Here is a 16,679-nt window from a genome sequence, read left to right as displayed (position 1 = left end):
TCGCGGATGATGCAGGATCTTTCCCTCGCGGAGCCTGCCCCGCTGGACATGGCGCCGCTCGTGCTGCGCGCCTACGAGCTCGGCGATTCGATCAATCAGTCGGCGCTTGTCGCCGAATATCTATATTGGAAGGACCGCGTGGAACAGGACCCGGAGGCGCTTCGGCTGAAGCGGGAATTCGCCAAGGCCAAGGAGCTGTTCGCCGAATGCGAGCGCTTCGGACGCTTCCACCCCGATTACCATGCGGCCAAGGACGCCGTCAAAAAAGTCGAGGCCGAGATGGCCGAGGTGGAGAGCATCCGCCGCTACAAGGAGACGGAGGCGGAGGTGGACGCGCTGCTCTACGACGTGTCGCTGCTCATCGCCGAATCGGTGTCGAGCGCGATCAAGGTGCCGAGCAACAACCCGCTGCCGACGGGCGGCTGCGGAAGCGGCGGCTCCTGCAGCTGCGGAAGCGGCGGCTGCGGCTAGGGCGTGTCTGCATGCCCCGAAGGAAGCAGATGTGACCGAATTTTTAAAGGCCGGACCGACATTTACACAGGATCAGGACGGTGAATCCTAGCATGCTTTCGGAACAGAGAAAGGGACATATCGTCTGGGTGAGCGACGTCAAGGCCGCCCGCAGTTTGGAGAAATACGGCAACGTCCACTTCATTTCCCGCCGCCTCCACTATGCGGTCGTCTACGTGGACGCGGACCGCGAGGAAGAGACGCTTCGCAACCTGCAGCGGCTTCCTTACGTGAAGAAGATCGAGCGCTCGCTGCGCAGCGAGCTCAAGACGGAGTACACCAAGGAATCCGAGGACAAGACGCGCTTCTACAGCATGTAGCCTCCCGTTTGGCGCGGACGATCGGATGCGCGCCTTCAAGCCTTTGCTCCCGATTCGGGAGCGAAGGCTTTTTTGCTTGCCGAATCGTCTAGAGGAGGAGAGGCCTCGCTTGATAATCCAAAATGTGCCAATAATGGGGAGGACTTATTTTATATTTGAAAAAGGAAATAGTCATGGTAGAATAAGCCTAAACTATATATAGATATAAAGGCCTGCTTCCTCAGAAGGAGTGGACAAGGTGAAGGATCGAGTAACGGAGAGATGGAGCACCTACGAGACGTTCCACGTGCAGCTCGGCGACAAGCGCGTGGCGGACATCATCATTACGAACCATGCCCGCGACCGTTGGACGGATCGGGTGGAGAGCCAGAAGACCGGCTACGAGGATATCGCAGACTTCATCTGGCAGTGCCTCAAGCAGGGAAGGGTCGAGCCCTACTACCGCAAGGAAGAGGACGTGTATCTGATCGACGACGATCTCGTGTTCGTCGCGGAATTCACCGATTCCGAAAAGGATTTCGACCTCGCGGGCACGCCTCTGCACAAGATGATTGTCGTCACGTTCCTGGGCCGGATGTCGGAAACGATCGAATTGAGGGACTTGAAGTCCTATTATTCCTGGCTCAGGCATTCCAGGCGGATGACGCTGATAAAAAGCAGCCGGAAACGCAGATAAAAAGAATAATTTGACTAACCTCAGTCAAATATGGATTTCTTTGGATTAAAACAAGCCTTTCAGCCCCCGATGAAAAGGCTTGTTTTTGTTGGTTTAATCTTTTTCCTATGAAAATGCCCAAAGGCACGGTTTGCGGTATAATGTCGCTTAAGGAGGCGAAACCGGTGGCTCTCAATTTTCATCAGCTGCATATCTTCCATACCGTTGCCGAAAAAGGAAGCTTCTCGGCGGCGGCGCAGGCGCTGCACATGACGCAGCCTGCCGTGACGATGCAGGTGCAGTCGCTCGAGGAGCTGCTCGGGACGAAGCTGCTGCTGCGGAGCACGAAGCGCATCGAGCTGACCGACGCCGGCAGCGTGCTCATGCCGTACGCCCGGCGGAGCATGGACCTCATCCGCGAGGCCGAAGGCGCGATGGCCCGTTACGCCAGCGGCCTCAAGGGCCGGCTGCAGCTCGGCGCGAGCCTGACGATCGGCGACTACATCCTGCCGCGGCTGCTCGGTCCTTTCAACCGGGAGCATCCCGACATCTCGATCCGGATGAAGGTGATGAACACGACGCAGATCATGGACCACATCCAGAACCATCAGCTCGACTTCGGCTTGATCGAAGCGCCGATCACCCATCCCGACCTGCAGACGGAGCCGGTGCTGAGCGACGAGCTGCAGCTCATCGTCGGCCGCCGCCATCCGCTCGCGGGACGAGGCGAGGTGACGCTGGCGGAGGCGATCGGGTACCCGCTCGTGCTGCGCGAGGAGGGCTCCGGCACCCGTCAGGTGATGGAGGATCAGATGACGCTGCAGGCGATCCATCCGCAGGATCTGCAGATCGTCATGGAGCTCGGCAGCACGGGGGCGGTCAAGTCGGCGGTCGAGGCGGGCATCGGCATGTCGTTCGTATCGGCCTCGTCGATCAAGCATGAGCTGTCGCTCGGCCTGCTGGAGACGGTCCGGATCGTCGACGCCGACTTCAGCCGCAAGTTCTATTCCATCTATCTCAAGTCGGCGGTGCTGCCGCTGCCGGCCGTCTCGCTGCTGAATTTCCTGCGGGGGAGGGACCTGAGCCAGTGGCTGTGATTCGAGCGGATCTGCATGCGCATACGAACGCCTCCGACGGCGTCGACTCGCCGGCGTCCGTCGCGCGGATGGCGGCCGAGGCCGGACTCGATGCGCTGGCGATCACCGATCACGATACGATGGCCGGCGTCGAGGAGGCGGTCCGCGAAGGGAAGCGGCTCGGCCTGCTGGTGCTGCCCGGCATCGAGCTGAGCGCTTCCGAGGACGGCATCGACATTCATGTGCTCGGCTACGGCATGGACGCCGACGATCCGCTCTGGCGCGAGCGGCTGCTGCTCCAGGGCAGCGCGCGCACGCGGCGCAACGAGCGGATGGTCGAGCGGCTGCAGGCGCTCGGCATCGAGCTTACGCTCGAGGAGGCGATGGAGGCCGCTCGGGCGGCCGGCGCGGAGCCGGCCAGCCTCGGCCGCCCGCATCTGGCGTCGGTGCTCGTCGCCAAAGGAGCGGCGGCGAGCATCCGCGATGCGTTCGACCGATATCTCGGCGAAGGCGCTCCGGGATATGCGGCGCTGCCGCGCATCGCGCCGGAGGAGGCGGTCGAATGGATTATCGAGGCGGGCGGCGTCCCCGTGCTCGCCCATCCGGGCCTGTACGGCCGCGACGACATCGTGAAGCGGCTGGCGTCCGGCGGCCGCCTCGCCGGCATCGAGACGAGCCATCCGAGCCATGACGAACGGCAGGAGCAGCGCTACGCGGCGATCGCGGATCGGTTCGGCCTGTTCGCGACGGGCGGCTCCGACTATCACGGGAATCGCGGAGGAGAGCAGCGCCACAGCGCGGTCGGGGCCAAGACCGCCGATGCCGCTCCGCTCCTGGAGCGGCTCGCGGCGGGGCTGTAGGCTAGGCCCCGCTGGAAGCCGTCTGCTTGACGGGCGGAAGCCGTCGATGCCGCCGTCGATGCCGCCATCCGCGGCGACAGCAGGAACAAAAAAGCATCCCCCGGGTCCATTCACGGACCTGGGGGATGCTTTTTTGTTTTTCGCGTATCAGCTTTTGATCGTCGACGGCAGCGCCTTGATGCGCTCCTCGTCGGGGGTGATGAACAGCGTTTTCTGCCGGTCGTAGATGACGAATCCGGGCTTGGCGCCGCTCGGCTTGTGCACGTGGCGGATCAGCGTGTAGTCGACCGGGATCATGCTCGAGCCTTGGGCCTGGCTGTAGTGGGCCGCCAGCATCGCGGCTTCCTCCAGCGTCGGATCGCCGAACTCGGCCGCGCGGATGACGACGTGGGAGCCGGGGATGTCCTTCGTATGCAGCCAGGTGTCGCCGGAGGCGGCCAGCTTGTTGGTCAGATGCTCGTTCTGCGTATTGTTCTTGCCCACATAAATCGGCAGCCCCTCGGAGGAGGTGTAGCAGAGCAGCGACGGACGGGCCGGCTTCTTGCGCTTGGCGCCGCGCTTCTCGCGCGCGCGCAGGTAGCCTCCGGCGACGAGCTCGTCGCGGATCTCCTCGACATCCTGCAGGGAGGCGGAGCCGAGCTGCTGCAGCAGCGAGTCGAGGTAGCGGATCTCCTCGCGCGCCAGCTCCATCTGCTCCAGCACCGCGCCGGTGCTGTTGCGGGCTTTGGCGTAGCGGCGGAAGTACCGCTGGGCGTTGTCCGACGGGCTCAGCTGCGGATCGAGCTCGATGTCGATCTCGGCGCCGTTCTCGTCATAGTAGTCGACGACGGTGACCGAGCGGTCGCCTTTTTGGAACGAATGCATGTACGTCGTGAGCAGCTCGCCGAGCTTGCGGTGCTTGTCCGCGTCCTTGGCTTCTTCAAGCGTCGCGGCTTGCTTCTCGAGCTTCTTGACGTTTTTGGCGCGTTCGTTGTGCAGGAACTGCAGCATGTCGGAGACGCGCTGCTTGACGGCGTCGCGGCCGGCCTTGTCGCCGTAGTACGCCTCCAGGCACTCGCTGATGGTGGCGAACGTCCGGCGCTCGCCGGCGGCATGTGTGAGCGGAGTGATCGAAAAGAGGGCCTTGCCGTCCGGCTGCTCGACGATGCCCGGCTCGTCGTCATGATCGCGCGCGGCGTTCAGGAACCGGTCGAACTCCGTCCACAGCGCCTCGGCCGGGTCCGTGCCCGCCGCCTTGGAGGCGCGGTAGGCGAGCTCGCGGCCGAGCAGCGGACTGAAGCCGCTGAAGGCGGCGACGAGCCGCTTCTCCGGCGCGGGCGCGGGACGCGGCGCCTCGGCATCCGCGTCGGCGCGGGCCTCGACCGCTTCCAGCGCGGCCTCGAACTGCTCCCGGGTGACGATGCCGAGCGGGTCCTGCTTGCCTTGCTCCGGCGGAGCCGTGTAGCGGGAGCCGGGCATGACGATGCGGTAGGCGCTGATCGCCGGCGTGACATGGTGGATGCCGTCGTGGATCGTGCCGCTGGCGGAGTCGGTCAGGATGATGTTGCTGTGGCGGCCCATCAGCTCGACGATGATCGTCTTGAGCGACAGGTCGCCGAGCTCGTCGCGCTGGCGGATCTCGATGTGCAGGACGCGCTCCATGCCGATCTGGCGGATCGACTCGATCTGGCCGCCTTCGCAGTATTTGCGGAGCAGCATGCAGAACATCGGCGGCTCCATCGGGTTCTGATAAGTCCGCTCGGTCAGATGGACGCGCGGGTAGGTCGGGTTGGCGGACAGCAGCAGCCGCTTGCCGCCGCCGGCGCCGCGGGTCTGCAGCACGAGATCGTGGGAAGAGGGCTGGTGGATCTTATGGATGCGGCTGCCGACGAGCTGCTGCAGCTCATGCGCGGCGGCGCGCAGGACGAATCCGTCTAGGGCCATGTCGGGTCGTTCTCCTTTTTGCGAATGGGCGCGGCGTGCGGAAGAGAAGAAGCGCCGGGCGCGCGCGGATGGATGGATCGATGCGTCCTCCAGTGTACCACACCCTGCGGCGCATGGCATCCGGCAGCCTGGCCGGCTCGCCGGACAAGGGATAATTCGGAGATTGTCCTCATATAGTGTCCTAGAGCCTTGCGGATGCTGGCGGCAGCATGAGTGCGGGCAGCGGGAGGGAGAAGAGTCGAATGGAAAATACGAATTGGCATCGGCTGTCGGAAGAAGAGCTGCTGGCCCGGCTCGGCTGCTCGCCGGAAAGCGGGCTGGCTCCGGACGAGGCGGCGAGGCGGCTCGCGGAGCATGGCCGCAACGAGCTGTCGGAGGGCGAGAAGCTGTCGCCGGCCAAGCTGTTCCTGAATCAGTTCAAGGACTTCATGGTGCTCGTGCTGATCGGCGCGACGCTGATTTCCGGCCTGCTCGGCGAATACCTCGACGCGATCACCATTTTGGCGATCATCGTCATCAACGCCGTGCTCGGCTTCATCCAGGAGTTCCGCGCGGAGCGCTCGCTGCGGGCGCTCAAGGAGCTGTCGGCGCCGACGGCGCATGCGCTGAGGGGAGGGAGCATCGTCTCCGTGGCGGCGAGCGAGCTCGTGCCGGGAGATATCGTGCTGCTGCAGAGCGGAGATCGCGTGCCGGCCGACCTGCGGCTGCTGAGCGCGCACGGCTGCCAGGCCGAGGAATCCGCCCTGACCGGCGAGTCCGTGCCGGTATCGAAGCATGCCGATCCGATCGACGAGGACGATCTGCCGCTCGGCGACCGGCGCAACATGGCCTTCCTCGGCACGCTGCTGACCAGCGGCACCGCGCGCGGCGTCGTCGTGCGCACGGGGATGGGCACGGAGATGGGCAAGATCGCCGACCTCATCCAGCAGACGGAGGAAATGGAGACTCCGCTGCAGCGCCGGCTCGAGCAGCTCGGCAAGATTCTGATCGTCGTCGCGCTCGGCCTGACCGTCATGGTCGTCGTCGCCGGCATCCTGCACGGCCAGCCGGCCTACGGCATGTTCCTGGCGGGCGTCAGCCTCGCGGTGGCGGCCATCCCGGAAGGGCTGCCCGCGATCGTCACCGTCGCGCTCGCGCTCGGCGTGCAGCGGATGATCCGGCGCAAGGCGATCGTGCGCAAGCTGCCTTCGGTCGAGACGCTCGGCTGCGCGTCGGTCATCTGCTCCGACAAGACCGGCACGCTGACGCAGAACAAGATGACGGTGACCCGGGTATGGACCGGCAGCCGCGAGCTGGAGGTGACCGGCGAGGGCTATGTGCCTCAGGGAGGCTGCTTCGACGGCGGCAAGCCGGTCGAGGCCAAGGACGACGCGTCGCTGCGGCGCGTGCTGCAAATAGCGGCGCTGTGCAACAACGCCGTGCTGCAGCGGGCGGCCGAGCCGGCCGCTGCGGTCCGCTCGAGCGCGCCGGAGCCGGAGGAGGCGTGGGAGCTGAAGGGCGATCCGACGGAAGGCGCGCTCGTCGTGCTGGCGGCGAAGATGGGCCTATCCGCCTCCTCCTTGGAAGGGCTGTACAAGCGGGAGCAGGAGTTCCCGTTCGACTCCGAGCGCAAGCGCATGTCGGTCGTCGTCAGCCATCAGGGCGGCCGCCTCGCCTGCGTTAAGGGCGCGCCCGATCTGCTGCTGGAGCGCTGCACGTACATCCTCTGGGACGGCAAGGTCGTGCCGTTCACCGGCACGCTCCGCACGAAGGTGCAGCAGGCGCAGGAAGCGATGGCGCAGTCGGCGCTGCGCGTGCTCGGCCTCGCCTATCGCGAGCTCAAGCCGCACGAGAGCTGCGAGACGGCGGAGGAGGCGGAATGCCAGCTCGTCTTCGCCGGCCTCGCCGGCATGATCGACCCGCCGCGCCGCGAGGTGCAGGCCGCGATCGCGACCTGCCGCCGCGCCGGCATCAAGACGGTGATGATCACCGGAGACCATCAGCTGACGGCCGAGGCGATCGCCGCGCAGCTCGGCATCATGCCGCGAGGCGGGCTGTCGGTCAGCGGGCGCGAGCTCGCCGCGATGTCGGACGAGGAGCTCGACAAGGTCGTCGACAACATCTACGTCTACGCCCGCGTCTCGCCGGAGCACAAGCTGCGCATCGTCAAGTCGCTGCAGCGCAAGGGCCATGTCGTGGCGATGACCGGCGACGGCGTGAACGACGCGCCGGCGATCAAGGCGGCCGACATCGGCATCGCGATGGGCATCTCGGGCACCGACGTGTCCAAGGAGGCGTCCTCGCTCGTGCTCGGCGACGACAATTTCGCCAGCATCGTGTCGGCGATCGAGGAAGGGCGCAGCATCTACGAGAACATCCGCAAGTTCATCCGCTACCTGCTCGCCTCCAACGTCGGCGAGATCCTGACGATGTTCCTCGCGATGATGGCGGGCCTGCCGCTGCCGCTGCTGCCGATCCAGATCCTGTGGGTGAATCTCGTCACCGACGGACTGCCGGCGATGGCGCTCGGCGTCGACCAGGCGGAGAACGACCTGATGACGCAGAAGCCGCGTTCGGCGCGCGAGAGCATCTTCGCGCGGCGGCTCGGCTGGAAGATCGTCAGCCGCGGCATCCTGATCGGCGTCTGCACGCTCGGCGCGTTCTGGATCACGCTGAGGAGCGCTCCGGAGGGAGCGGCCGGCCTCGCCCTGGCGCAGACCGTCGCGTTCGTCACGCTCGTGATGGCGCAGCTGATCCATGTGTTCGATTGCCGCAGCTCGCGCTCGATCTTCCATCGCAACATCCTGCAGAACAAGTACCTCGTGCTCGCCGTGCTCTCGTCGCTCGGCCTCATGCTGGCGGTCCTGTACGTGCCTGCCTTGCAGCCGATCTTCAAGACGGTGCCGATCGGACTGCGCGAATGGTGCCTCTCGCTCGTCGCCGCCGGCATCCCGACGTTCGTCATGGGCATCGGCAGCGTGCTCGGCTCCTCCAAGAAGCGCAAGCCGAAGTCGCGCATCAGCTACACGAGCGGCGGCAGCCAGCCTTCGCTCCGCTGACCATCGGCCGCTCCTCTGGGCTCCGCTCCGCGCGGACGCTCGGGGGAGCGGCTTTTTCGATGGGCAGGAAAGGCGAAGCGACAGATTCTCCTGAGCTTGCTTGCCTCGGAACGAGACTCGCCTCTCCGCCGGAGGACGGAGAATGCCGGTTCGCCTTGCTTAAAAGTGCAAATCTTCGACGCATTTGGGAATAGCGTGCCGGACCCGGATGAGCTATGCTAAAGAAATCGTCAACAGGCGGCGGTGCCGCCGTTCCCTACCTTTACTTCCACCATTCAAGGAGCGTGCATAGAGATGCAATTCACCAAAATGAACGGACTCGGAAACGACTTCATCGTCGTCTACGGCGAGCGCGACCTGCCGGCCGGCGTGGACAAGCTGGCGGTGGAGCTGTGCAACCGCTACTTCGGCATCGGCGCCGACGGGCTCGTCTACATCCTGCCGTCGGAGCGCGCGGACTTCCGCATGCGCATCATCAACTCGGACGGCTCCGAGGCGGAGCAGTGCGGCAACGCGATCCGCTGCGTCGCCAAGTACGTCTACGACCACGGCCATGCCGACAAGGAGTCGCTGACGATCGAGACGCTCGGCGCCGGCGTGCAGCAGGTCGAGCTGACGACGCGGGACGGCAAGGTCGAGCTCGTGCGCGTCGACATGGGCGAGCCGATCCTGAGCGGCCTGCAGGTGCCGACGACGATCGACGCCGAGCGCGTCGTCTCCTACCCGATCGAAGCGGGCGGGCGCGAGTTCCGCTTCACCGCCGTCTCCATGGGCAACCCGCATGCGGTGATCTATGTCGACGACGCGGCATCGTTCGACCTCGCCGAGTGGGGGCCCAAGCTGGAGACGCATCCGATGTTCCCGCGCAAGACGAACGTCGAGTTCGTCACGGTGAACAGCCGCGAGCAGGCGGACATGCGCGTCTGGGAGCGCGGAGCGGGTCCGACGCTCGCCTGCGGCACCGGCGCCTGCGCTACGCTCGTCTCCTCCGTGCTGAACGGCCTCACCGACCGCAAGGCGGTCGTCTCCCTCAAGGGCGGCGACCTGCATATCGAGTGGAGCGAAGGCGACAATCATGTGTACATGACCGGTCCGGCGGCGGAAGTGTTCCGCGGCGAGCTGTAAGGGCGCGCCGATCCGGCCGGGGGCTACGGCGACCAGATCTTCGCCGCCGTCGAGAAGCTCGGCAAGGAGCTTCATCCGTAATCGCCAAGCGCGTGGCGCGGCGCATCTGCTTTGTCGGCCCTCTCCCCATGCGGGAGAGGGCTTTTCCGCTTTTTGCGGCTGTCCCGCCAATAGCCGAAAAAGCGCGCGAATCGCCCTTTCGCTCCGGATTTCGCATTGTGCCTTGTTCGCGGACCGATTATCGATTAGAATAGGTACACGAATGCCCGCCCGGCCGCAGCCGGAGCGGACAGGGCAAGCGGGAGCGGGCTGCCCGCGAGCGGCGGCCGGAGTTTGGGCCGTGGAATTTGTGTCAACACTAGTTGCAATGGTTCTGCCCATTGCCAGAGGATGGACCCGGAGACAGGCGTCCGATCCTGTTCCATATCGTCCGGAGGGAGAACCTGACATGGCTATCAAGCTCATCAATATCGGCTTCGGGAACATCGTATCGGCGAACCGGATCATCTCGATCGTCAGCCCGGAATCGGCGCCGATCAAGAGGATCATCCAGGAGGCGCGCGACCGCCACATGCTGATCGACGCGACCTACGGCAGGCGTACTCGCGCGGTCATCATCACGGACAGCGATCATGTCATCCTGTCGGCAGTCCAGCCGGAGACGGTCGCGCACCGTCTGTCCGCCAAGGACGACGATCACGACGAATAATAGCGGGGAGTACTATGAACAAGGGATTATTGATTGTATTGTCCGGCCCTTCGGGAGTCGGCAAGGGCACGGTCTGCTCGGTGCTCCGCCACAAGATGCCGGAGCTCGTCTACTCCGTCTCGGCCACGACGCGCTCGCCGCGCCAGGGCGAGACGGACGGCATCAACTATTTCTTCAAGTCGCGCGACCAGTTCCAGGAGATGATCGCGCGCGGAGCCATGCTGGAGCACGCGGAGTACGTCGGCAACTACTACGGCACGCCGCGCGATTTCGTCGAGCAGACGATCAACAGCGGCAAGGACATCATCCTCGAGATCGAGGTGCAGGGGGCGCTCAAGGTCAAGGAGACGTTCCCGCAGGGCGTCTTCATTTTCCTGATGCCGCCTTCGCTCGACGTGCTCAAGCAGCGCATCGTCGGCCGCGGCACCGAGAGCCAGGACGTGATCGACTCGCGCATGTCGGTCGCCGCCGAGGAGATCGGACTTATCCGCTACTATGACTACGCGGTCGTCAACGACGAGATCGAGGCTGCCTGCCACCGCATCCAGAGCATCGTCACGGCCGAGCACTGCCGCAAGGAGCGCTTCCTCGCCAATCTGCCGGAGACCGTGAAGACCGCCGCATCCGAAAAAGCCTGAACGGAGTGATTCGAACGATGTTGTATCCATCCATTGACGAAATGATGAAGAAGGTCGACAGCAAGTACTCTCTGGTCGTAGCGGCAAGCCGCCGCGCGCGCTCCCTGCGCGACGGAGAGAAGAGCGAGCTCAAAGGGGCCAAGTCCCATAAGCAGGTCGGCGTCGCTCTCGAGGAGATCTACCACGATCTTCTGCAGGTCGAGCAGCGCAACGAGGACTAGTCGGCTTTTCGGATCGGTCCGCCTGGCCCCTCGGCCCGGCGGAGCCAGCAGCCGCATAGCGCATGAATTAACAACCCTTGCGGTTGTTATTTTTTTATCGTCAGGCAAAACAGGCAGATAGCAGAAAGGAGCTGCGGACATGCTACGCGGCAAAACGATCCTACTCGGCGTCACCGGCGGCATCGCCGCCTACAAGGCGGCCGCCTTGTGCAGCAAGCTCGTGCAGAAGGGCGCCGAGGTTCATGTCATCATGACGGAATCGGCGGTCCGCTTCATCGCGCCGCTCACGTTGCAGACGCTCTCGCGCCACCCGGTGCATCTCGATACGTTCGACGAGAAGGATCCGGCCGTCGTGACGCACATCGACCTCGCGGACCGCGCCGACCTCATCCTGATCGCGCCGGCGACGGCGAATTCGCTGGCCAAGCTGGCCGCAGGGCTCGCCGACGACATGCTGTCGACGACGCTGCTCGCGGCGACGGCGCCGATCATCGCCGCGCCTGCGATGAACGTGCACATGTACGAGCATCCGGCGACGGTCGCCAACATGGAGACGCTCGGCCGGCGGGGCGTTCGCTTCCTCGATCCGGGCACGGGCCAGCTTGCCTGCGGCTATGTCGCCAAGGGACGGCTCGCCGAGCCGGAGGAGATCGTACTCGCGGTCGAGAAGTTCTTCGCCTCGCGGAAGCTGCTGGCCGGCAAGCGGCTGCTCGTCACGGCCGGCGGCACGGTGGAGCGCTTCGATCCGGTGCGCTACCTGACCAATGATTCCTCCGGCAAGATGGGCTTCGCGATCGCGGAGGCGGCACGCGACATGGGCGCCGAGGTGACGGTCGTCGCCGCCCGCACGGACGTGCCGGCGCCCGGCGGGGTGGAGCTCGTGCGCGTCGAGTCGGCGGAGCAGATGCTGGAGGCGGTGCTGTCCCGCTACGCGGAGGCGGACATCGTCGTCAAGGCTGCCGCCGTCGCCGACTACCGGCCGGTCGAGCGCCATGCCTCCAAGCTCAAGAAGTCGGCCGGCACGCTCACGCTGGAGCTGGAAAAAACGACGGACATCCTGGCGGAGCTCGGCCGCCGCAAAAGCGGCCAGTTCCTCGTCGGCTTCGCGGCGGAGACCGAGCGGCTGGCGGAGCATGCGATGGACAAGCTGCGCCGCAAAAACTGCGATCTGATCGTCGCCAACGACGTGACGATGGAAGGCGCGGGCTTCGGCGGCGACACGAACGCGGTGCAGGTGTTCGACCGTGACGGCGCGGCGCTTTCGCTGCCGGTGCTGAGCAAGCGCGAGACGGCCGAAAGGCTGCTCGGACTCGTCGCCTCGCGGCTCGGAGGCGCGTCGCCGGAGGGCTCGCGATGAGCCGCGTCGCCGGCGTCATCGTCGACGTGCCGAGCCGCAGCACGGACCGGCCGTTCAGCTATGCCGTGCCGGCGGACATGCGGGCGTGGATCGAGCCCGGCAGCCGCGTCGGCGTGCCGTTCGCCGGCCGCACGCTGCAAGGGTTCGTCGTCAGCCTGGCGGACGAGCCTCCGGCCGAAGGCCCGGCCAAGCTCAAGCCGATCGCGGAGCTGCTCGATCCGCTGCCGCCGCTGCTGCCGGATCTGGTGGAGCTGGCGCGGTGGATCAGCGAGAAATATTGCTGCACATGGACGGCGGCGCTGCAGGCGATGGTGCCTTCGGCGATCAAGGGCAAGGCGGAGCGGCATCTGCGGCTGGCAGACGGCGCGGACGAGCCGGCTGCCGAAGCTGCGGCCGAGTCGGCTGCGGCGCGGTCCGATGTCGGCCGGCCGGAGGCGTTTTGGGCCATGCCGGGAGAGGCGGCTCCGGAGCTGCCGCCGTCCGAGACGCTGCCGCAGGAGCTCGTTCGCGAGCTGCGCCGCCACGGCAGCCTGAAGCTGGAAGCGGCGCGGCAGCGATGGCCGGAGGCGGGCGGCGCGATCAAGCGCGCGCTCGCGCAAGGCGTGCTGATCGAGGAGACGTCGATCCGCGACCGCATCGGCGTGCGCACGCAGCTCACCGTCTATCCGCCGCTGGACCGCGAAGCGGCGAAGGCGGCGCTGGAGGCGCTGCCCGGCACGGCCAAGCGGCAAAAGGAGCTGCTCCTTTACGTGCTCGCGCTCGAAGGGCCGGTGACGCTGCAGGCGATGCTGGCCGACACCGGCGCCAGCGCCTCGTCGGCCAAGGCTTTGGCGGACAAGGGCTACATCCTCGTCGAGGAGGCGGAGCAGCAGCGCGACCCGTACGCCGGACGCGAGTTCCGCCGCTCCGAGCCGCTGCCGCTGACGGACGCGCAGCGCGAGGTGTTCGTGCGCATCCGGGATGCGGTGGAGCGGACGGCTCCCGCGACGTTCCTGCTGCAGGGAGTGACCGGCAGCGGCAAGACCGAGATCTACATGCAGTCCATCCAGCGCGCGCTGGAGCTCGGCCGCGAGGCGATCGTGCTCGTGCCCGAGATCTCGCTGACGCCGCAGATGGTCGAGCGCTTCAAGGGCCGCTTCGGCGACGAGGTGGCCGTCCTGCACAGCCGCCTCTCGAGCGGCGAGCGCTACGACGAGTGGCGGCGCATCCGCCGCGGCGGCGCCAAGGTGGCGATCGGGGCGCGCTCGGCGGTGTTCGCTCCGTTTGCCCGGCTCGGCCTCATCGTCATCGACGAGGAGCATGAGTCGAGCTACAAGCAGGAGGAGACGCCCAAATACCACGCCCGGGACGTCGCCGTGCAGCGGGCCCGCCAGCACGGCGCCGTCGTCGTGCTCGGCTCGGCGACGCCGTCGCTGGAGACGTACGCGGCCGCGGCGCGGGACGGGGCGGGCGGCGCGCTGCTGCGCCTGTCCGAGCGCGCCGTCGCCAGCTCTCTTCCGCCCGTGACGGTGACCGACATGCGCGACGAGCTCAAGAGCGGCAACCGCTCCATGTTCAGCCGCGCGCTGCACGAGGCGCTGCAGGCGCGGCTCGAGCGCGGCGAGCAGTCGGTGCTGCTGCTGAACCGGCGCGGCTACTCGACGTTCGTCATTTGCCGCTCCTGCGGCTATACGGCGCTCTGCCCGCACTGCGACATCTCGCTCACCTACCACCAAAAGACGCGGGCGATGCGCTGCCATTACTGCGGCCATGCGGAGCTCGCGCCGAGCGCCTGCCCGTCCTGCGAGAGCGAGCAGATCCGCTATTTCGGCGCGGGCACGCAAAAGGTCGAGGAGGAGCTGGCCAAGCTGTTCCCCGGCATCCGCGTCATCCGCATGGACGTCGACACGACGACGGAGAAGAACGCGCATGAAAAATGGCTCAAGCTGTTCGGCGAGCGCAAGGCCGACGTGCTGCTCGGCACGCAGATGGTCGCCAAAGGGCTCGACTTCCCTTATGTGACGCTCGTCGGCGTCATCGCGGCGGATACGTCGCTCAACCTGCCCGACTTCCGGGCGGCGGAGCGGACGTTCCAGCTGCTGACGCAGGTGGCCGGGCGCGCGGGGCGCCATCATCTGCCGGGAGAGGTCATCATCCAGACATACAACCCGGAGCATTATGCGGTCATCGCCTCGGAGCGGCATGATTACGAGGGCTTCGTCGCGGAAGAGATGAAGCATCGCCGCATGATGGGCTATCCGCCGTTCTGCCGGCTCATCCTCGTGACGATGTCCCATGAGCAGCTCGCGACGCTGTCGGCGGCGAGCGATCGCTTCGCCCGCCGGCTGATCGAGCTGGCCGGCCAGCGCGGCGTGCTGCAGCCGCTGCACGGCAGCGGCGCGCGGGCGCTTGAGCTGCTCGGTCCGGTCGCCTCGCCGATTTCCCGCATCAAGGACCGGTACCGGTTCCAGTGCATGGTCAAATACCGCGGAGCGGTGCCGGCCGCCGAGCTCGTCTCGGAGGCGATCCGGCAGGCCGAGGCCGAGGCGCCGCGCAGCGGCGTGCTGTTCAGCGTCGATGTCGATCCGCATATGATTTTATAACGTTCGATTTCATCCAAGGAAGGTGCATGCCTCATGGCAATCCGTCTTATCGTTCAAAATCCCGACCCCGTCCTGCGCGAGGTCGCCAAGGAAGTCACGAAGTTCAACGCCAACCTGCACAAGCTGCTGGACAATATGGCCGATACGATGTACCACGCCGAAGGCGTCGGACTCGCCGCGCCGCAGATCGGCATCTCCAAGCGCGTCATCGTCGTCGATGTCGGAGACGACAACGGGCTGATCGAGATGGTGAACCCGGAGATCGTCGAGCGCGAGGGCGAGCAGTTCGGTCCGGAGGGCTGCCTGAGCATCCAGAACCTGAACGGCGACGTGCGCCGGGCGAACAAAATCCGCGTGCGCGGCCAGAACCGCGACGGCGAGACGTTCGAGCTGGAGGCGGAAGGCTTCCTCGCGCGGGCGTTCCAGCATGAGGTGGACCATCTGAACGGCATCCTGTTCATCGACCTCGCGGAAGAGCTGTACGACGGCTCCGCGCGCGACCGCCGCGAAGGCGAGGAGTGAGGCCGATGCGCGTCGTATTCATGGGCACGCCGGAGTTCGCCGTGCCTTCGCTGCATTGGCTGATGGGCGAGGAGGCGAAAGCGCTCGGCGTCGAGGTCGTCGGCGTCGTCTCCCAGCCCGACCGTCCGAAGGGACGCAAGAAGGAGCTCGCGCCGACGCCGGTCAAGGCGGCCGCGCTGGAGTACGGGCTGCCCGTGCTGCAGCCGGAGCGGCTGCGCCGCGCGGAAGCGGTCGAGGAGCTGAAGGGGCTTGCGCCGGAGCTGATCGTGACGGCGGCGTACGGCCAGATCCTGCCGCTGTCGGTGCTGGAGATGCCGCGCCTGGGCTGCATCAACGTGCACGGCTCGCTGCTGCCGAAGTACCGGGGCGGAGCGCCGATCCAGCGTTCGATCATGAACGGCGAGGACAAGACGGGCGTGACGATCATGTACATGGCCGAAGGGCTCGACACGGGCGACATGATCAGCCGCGTCGAGGTGCCGATCACGGACGCCGACGACTCCGGCACGATGTTCGCCAAGCTGAGCGAGGCCGGCGCGCGGCTGCTCGCCGAGACGCTGCCGGAGCTGCTTGAGGGACGAGCTCCGCGCGTGCCGCAGGATGACTCGCAGGCGACGCATGCGCCGAACCTGACGCGCGAGGACGAGCGCCTCGACTGGACGCGCGGCGCGCGCGAGCTGTGGCGGCAGGTGCGCGGCCTGTCGCCGATGGCCGGCGGCTTCACGCTGCTCGGCGGCGAGCCGTTCAAGGTGCGCGCCTGCGCGCCCGAGGACAAGCCCGGGCCGGCAGGCGCGGCGCCGGGGCAGGTGCTGGATGCCGGGCCGGACGGCATCCGCGTCATGACCGGCAGCGGCGTGCTGCGGCTGACGGAAATTCAGCCGGCCGGCAAGCGGGCGATGCCCGCTGCCGAATGGCTCAAGGGTGCCCGGCTCGCAGCGGGCACCGTGCTCGGCGCGCCCGCGGCGGAGCCGGGCGCGGCAGACGCGGCCGCCGGCGAAGGCGGCCGCCGATGAGCGGCGGCCCGCAAGGCGGCCGCCGCCAGGGCGGCGCCGGGCAAAGCCGGCGCCGCAGGCGCGTCCCGCCGGGGCGCTGCCCCCGGCGGCAAGCCGCGCGCCGCGCAGCCGGCGGCGCGGAGGCGCCGCA

General features: G+C 66.6%; 15 protein-coding genes. 14 read left to right on the top strand and 1 reads right to left on the bottom strand.

Annotated features, from left to right (window positions below; all coding sequences use genetic code 11):
• Positions 1 to 9: 9 nt before the first annotated feature.
• The 5 genes from NYE40_RS14240 to NYE40_RS14220 all read left to right on the top strand — a co-directional run bounded on the left by NYE40_RS14240 (position 10) and on the right by NYE40_RS14220 (position 3,421).
• On the top strand, positions 10 to 471 hold the full coding sequence (locus NYE40_RS14240; protein ID WP_028596908.1) for a YlbF family regulator: 462 nt from the start codon (positions 10 to 12) through the stop codon (positions 469 to 471).
• Between the two features lie 92 nt (positions 472 to 563).
• Complete coding sequence (locus tag NYE40_RS14235; protein ID WP_028596907.1) at positions 564 to 830, top strand: YlbG family protein; 267 nt, start codon at positions 564 to 566, stop codon at positions 828 to 830.
• 238 nt (positions 831 to 1,068) lie between these two features.
• The gene (locus NYE40_RS14230; protein WP_028596906.1) at positions 1,069 to 1,506 is read left to right on the top strand and encodes a hypothetical protein; all 438 of its coding nucleotides are present in this window, start codon (positions 1,069 to 1,071) and stop codon (positions 1,504 to 1,506) included.
• Positions 1,507 to 1,670: 164 nt separating this feature from the next.
• Positions 1,671 to 2,582, top strand: coding sequence for a selenium metabolism-associated LysR family transcriptional regulator (locus tag NYE40_RS14225; protein ID WP_028596905.1), 912 nt, complete (start codon positions 1,671 to 1,673; stop codon positions 2,580 to 2,582).
• Complete coding sequence (locus NYE40_RS14220; protein ID WP_153783784.1) at positions 2,573 to 3,421, top strand: PHP domain-containing protein; 849 nt, start codon at positions 2,573 to 2,575, stop codon at positions 3,419 to 3,421. The genes NYE40_RS14225 and NYE40_RS14220 overlap by 10 nt, the downstream gene beginning before the upstream one ends.
• A gap of 147 nt (positions 3,422 to 3,568) precedes the next feature.
• Here NYE40_RS14220 and NYE40_RS14215 read toward each other — a convergent pair whose 3' ends face one another.
• Positions 3,569 to 5,344: an NFACT RNA binding domain-containing protein gene (locus tag NYE40_RS14215; RefSeq protein ID WP_339278585.1), complete on the bottom strand. Its 1,776-nt coding sequence runs from the start codon at positions 5,342 to 5,344 to the stop codon at positions 3,569 to 3,571.
• A gap of 242 nt (positions 5,345 to 5,586) precedes the next feature.
• On the opposite strand from NYE40_RS14215, the gene NYE40_RS14210 reads away from it, so the two are divergent.
• The 9 genes from NYE40_RS14210 (at position 5,587) to fmt (ending at position 16,549) form a co-directional block, all read left to right on the top strand.
• Positions 5,587 to 8,382, top strand: coding sequence for a calcium-translocating P-type ATPase, SERCA-type (locus NYE40_RS14210; protein WP_339278584.1), 2,796 nt, complete (start codon positions 5,587 to 5,589; stop codon positions 8,380 to 8,382).
• Positions 8,383 to 8,676: 294 nt separating this feature from the next.
• On the top strand, positions 8,677 to 9,507 hold the full coding sequence (gene dapF / locus NYE40_RS14205; protein WP_339278583.1) for a diaminopimelate epimerase: 831 nt from the start codon (positions 8,677 to 8,679) through the stop codon (positions 9,505 to 9,507).
• Between the two features lie 448 nt (positions 9,508 to 9,955).
• Positions 9,956 to 10,216, top strand: a complete 261-nt coding sequence (locus NYE40_RS14200) for a DUF370 domain-containing protein (RefSeq protein ID WP_006036475.1) — start codon at positions 9,956 to 9,958, stop codon at positions 10,214 to 10,216.
• Positions 10,217 to 10,230: 14 nt separating this feature from the next.
• The gene (gmk, locus tag NYE40_RS14195; protein ID WP_043110725.1) at positions 10,231 to 10,854 is read left to right on the top strand and encodes a guanylate kinase; all 624 of its coding nucleotides are present in this window, start codon (positions 10,231 to 10,233) and stop codon (positions 10,852 to 10,854) included.
• Positions 10,855 to 10,871: 17 nt separating this feature from the next.
• Positions 10,872 to 11,075, top strand: a complete 204-nt coding sequence (gene rpoZ, locus NYE40_RS14190) for a DNA-directed RNA polymerase subunit omega (RefSeq protein WP_028596897.1) — start codon at positions 10,872 to 10,874, stop codon at positions 11,073 to 11,075.
• A gap of 139 nt (positions 11,076 to 11,214) precedes the next feature.
• Complete coding sequence (gene coaBC, locus NYE40_RS14185) at positions 11,215 to 12,432, top strand: bifunctional phosphopantothenoylcysteine decarboxylase/phosphopantothenate--cysteine ligase CoaBC (protein ID WP_101809294.1); 1,218 nt, start codon at positions 11,215 to 11,217, stop codon at positions 12,430 to 12,432.
• On the top strand, positions 12,429 to 15,014 hold the full coding sequence (gene priA, locus NYE40_RS14180; protein ID WP_339278582.1) for a primosomal protein N': 2,586 nt from the start codon (positions 12,429 to 12,431) through the stop codon (positions 15,012 to 15,014). The genes coaBC and priA overlap by 4 nt, the downstream gene beginning before the upstream one ends.
• Positions 15,015 to 15,047: 33 nt before the next feature.
• Entirely contained in the window at positions 15,048 to 15,536 is a 489-nt protein-coding gene (gene def / locus NYE40_RS14175) for a peptide deformylase (RefSeq protein ID WP_028596894.1), read from the top strand.
• A 5-nt stretch (positions 15,537 to 15,541) separates the two neighbouring features.
• Positions 15,542 to 16,549, top strand: coding sequence for a methionyl-tRNA formyltransferase (fmt, locus tag NYE40_RS14170; protein WP_101809292.1), 1,008 nt, complete (start codon positions 15,542 to 15,544; stop codon positions 16,547 to 16,549).
• Positions 16,550 to 16,679: the final 130 nt, after the last annotated feature.

The organism is Paenibacillus sp. FSL W8-1187, assembly GCF_037965485.1.
In the GTDB taxonomy this organism is placed as follows: Bacteria; Bacillota; Bacilli; order Paenibacillales; family Paenibacillaceae; genus Paenibacillus_O; species Paenibacillus_O pasadenensis.
Note: the sequence above shows the minus strand (reverse complement) of the source record. Positions and strands in the feature narration are given on the sequence as shown.

Bases quoted from the DNA above. Each gene is read 5' to 3' on its own strand.
- coaBC (WP_101809294.1), top strand. From the start codon at position 11,215: ATGCTACGCGGCAAAACGATCCTACTCGGCGTCACCGGCGGCATCGCC.
- dapF (WP_339278583.1), top strand. From the start codon at position 8,677: ATGCAATTCACCAAAATGAACGGACTCGGAAACGACTTCATCGTCGTC.
- priA (WP_339278582.1), top strand. From the start codon at position 12,429: ATGAGCCGCGTCGCCGGCGTCATCGTCGACGTGCCGAGCCGCAGCACG.
- NYE40_RS14215 (WP_339278585.1), bottom strand. From the start codon at position 5,344: ATGGCCCTAGACGGATTCGTCCTGCGCGCCGCCGCGCATGAGCTGCAG.
- def (WP_028596894.1), top strand. From the start codon at position 15,048: ATGGCAATCCGTCTTATCGTTCAAAATCCCGACCCCGTCCTGCGCGAG.
- NYE40_RS14240 (WP_028596908.1), top strand. From the start codon at position 10: ATGCAGGATCTTTCCCTCGCGGAGCCTGCCCCGCTGGACATGGCGCCG.
- NYE40_RS14200 (WP_006036475.1), top strand. From the start codon at position 9,956: ATGGCTATCAAGCTCATCAATATCGGCTTCGGGAACATCGTATCGGCG.
- fmt (WP_101809292.1), top strand. From the start codon at position 15,542: ATGCGCGTCGTATTCATGGGCACGCCGGAGTTCGCCGTGCCTTCGCTG.
- NYE40_RS14210 (WP_339278584.1), top strand. From the start codon at position 5,587: ATGGAAAATACGAATTGGCATCGGCTGTCGGAAGAAGAGCTGCTGGCC.
- rpoZ (WP_028596897.1), top strand. From the start codon at position 10,872: ATGTTGTATCCATCCATTGACGAAATGATGAAGAAGGTCGACAGCAAG.
- gmk (WP_043110725.1), top strand. From the start codon at position 10,231: ATGAACAAGGGATTATTGATTGTATTGTCCGGCCCTTCGGGAGTCGGC.
- NYE40_RS14235 (WP_028596907.1), top strand. From the start codon at position 564: ATGCTTTCGGAACAGAGAAAGGGACATATCGTCTGGGTGAGCGACGTC.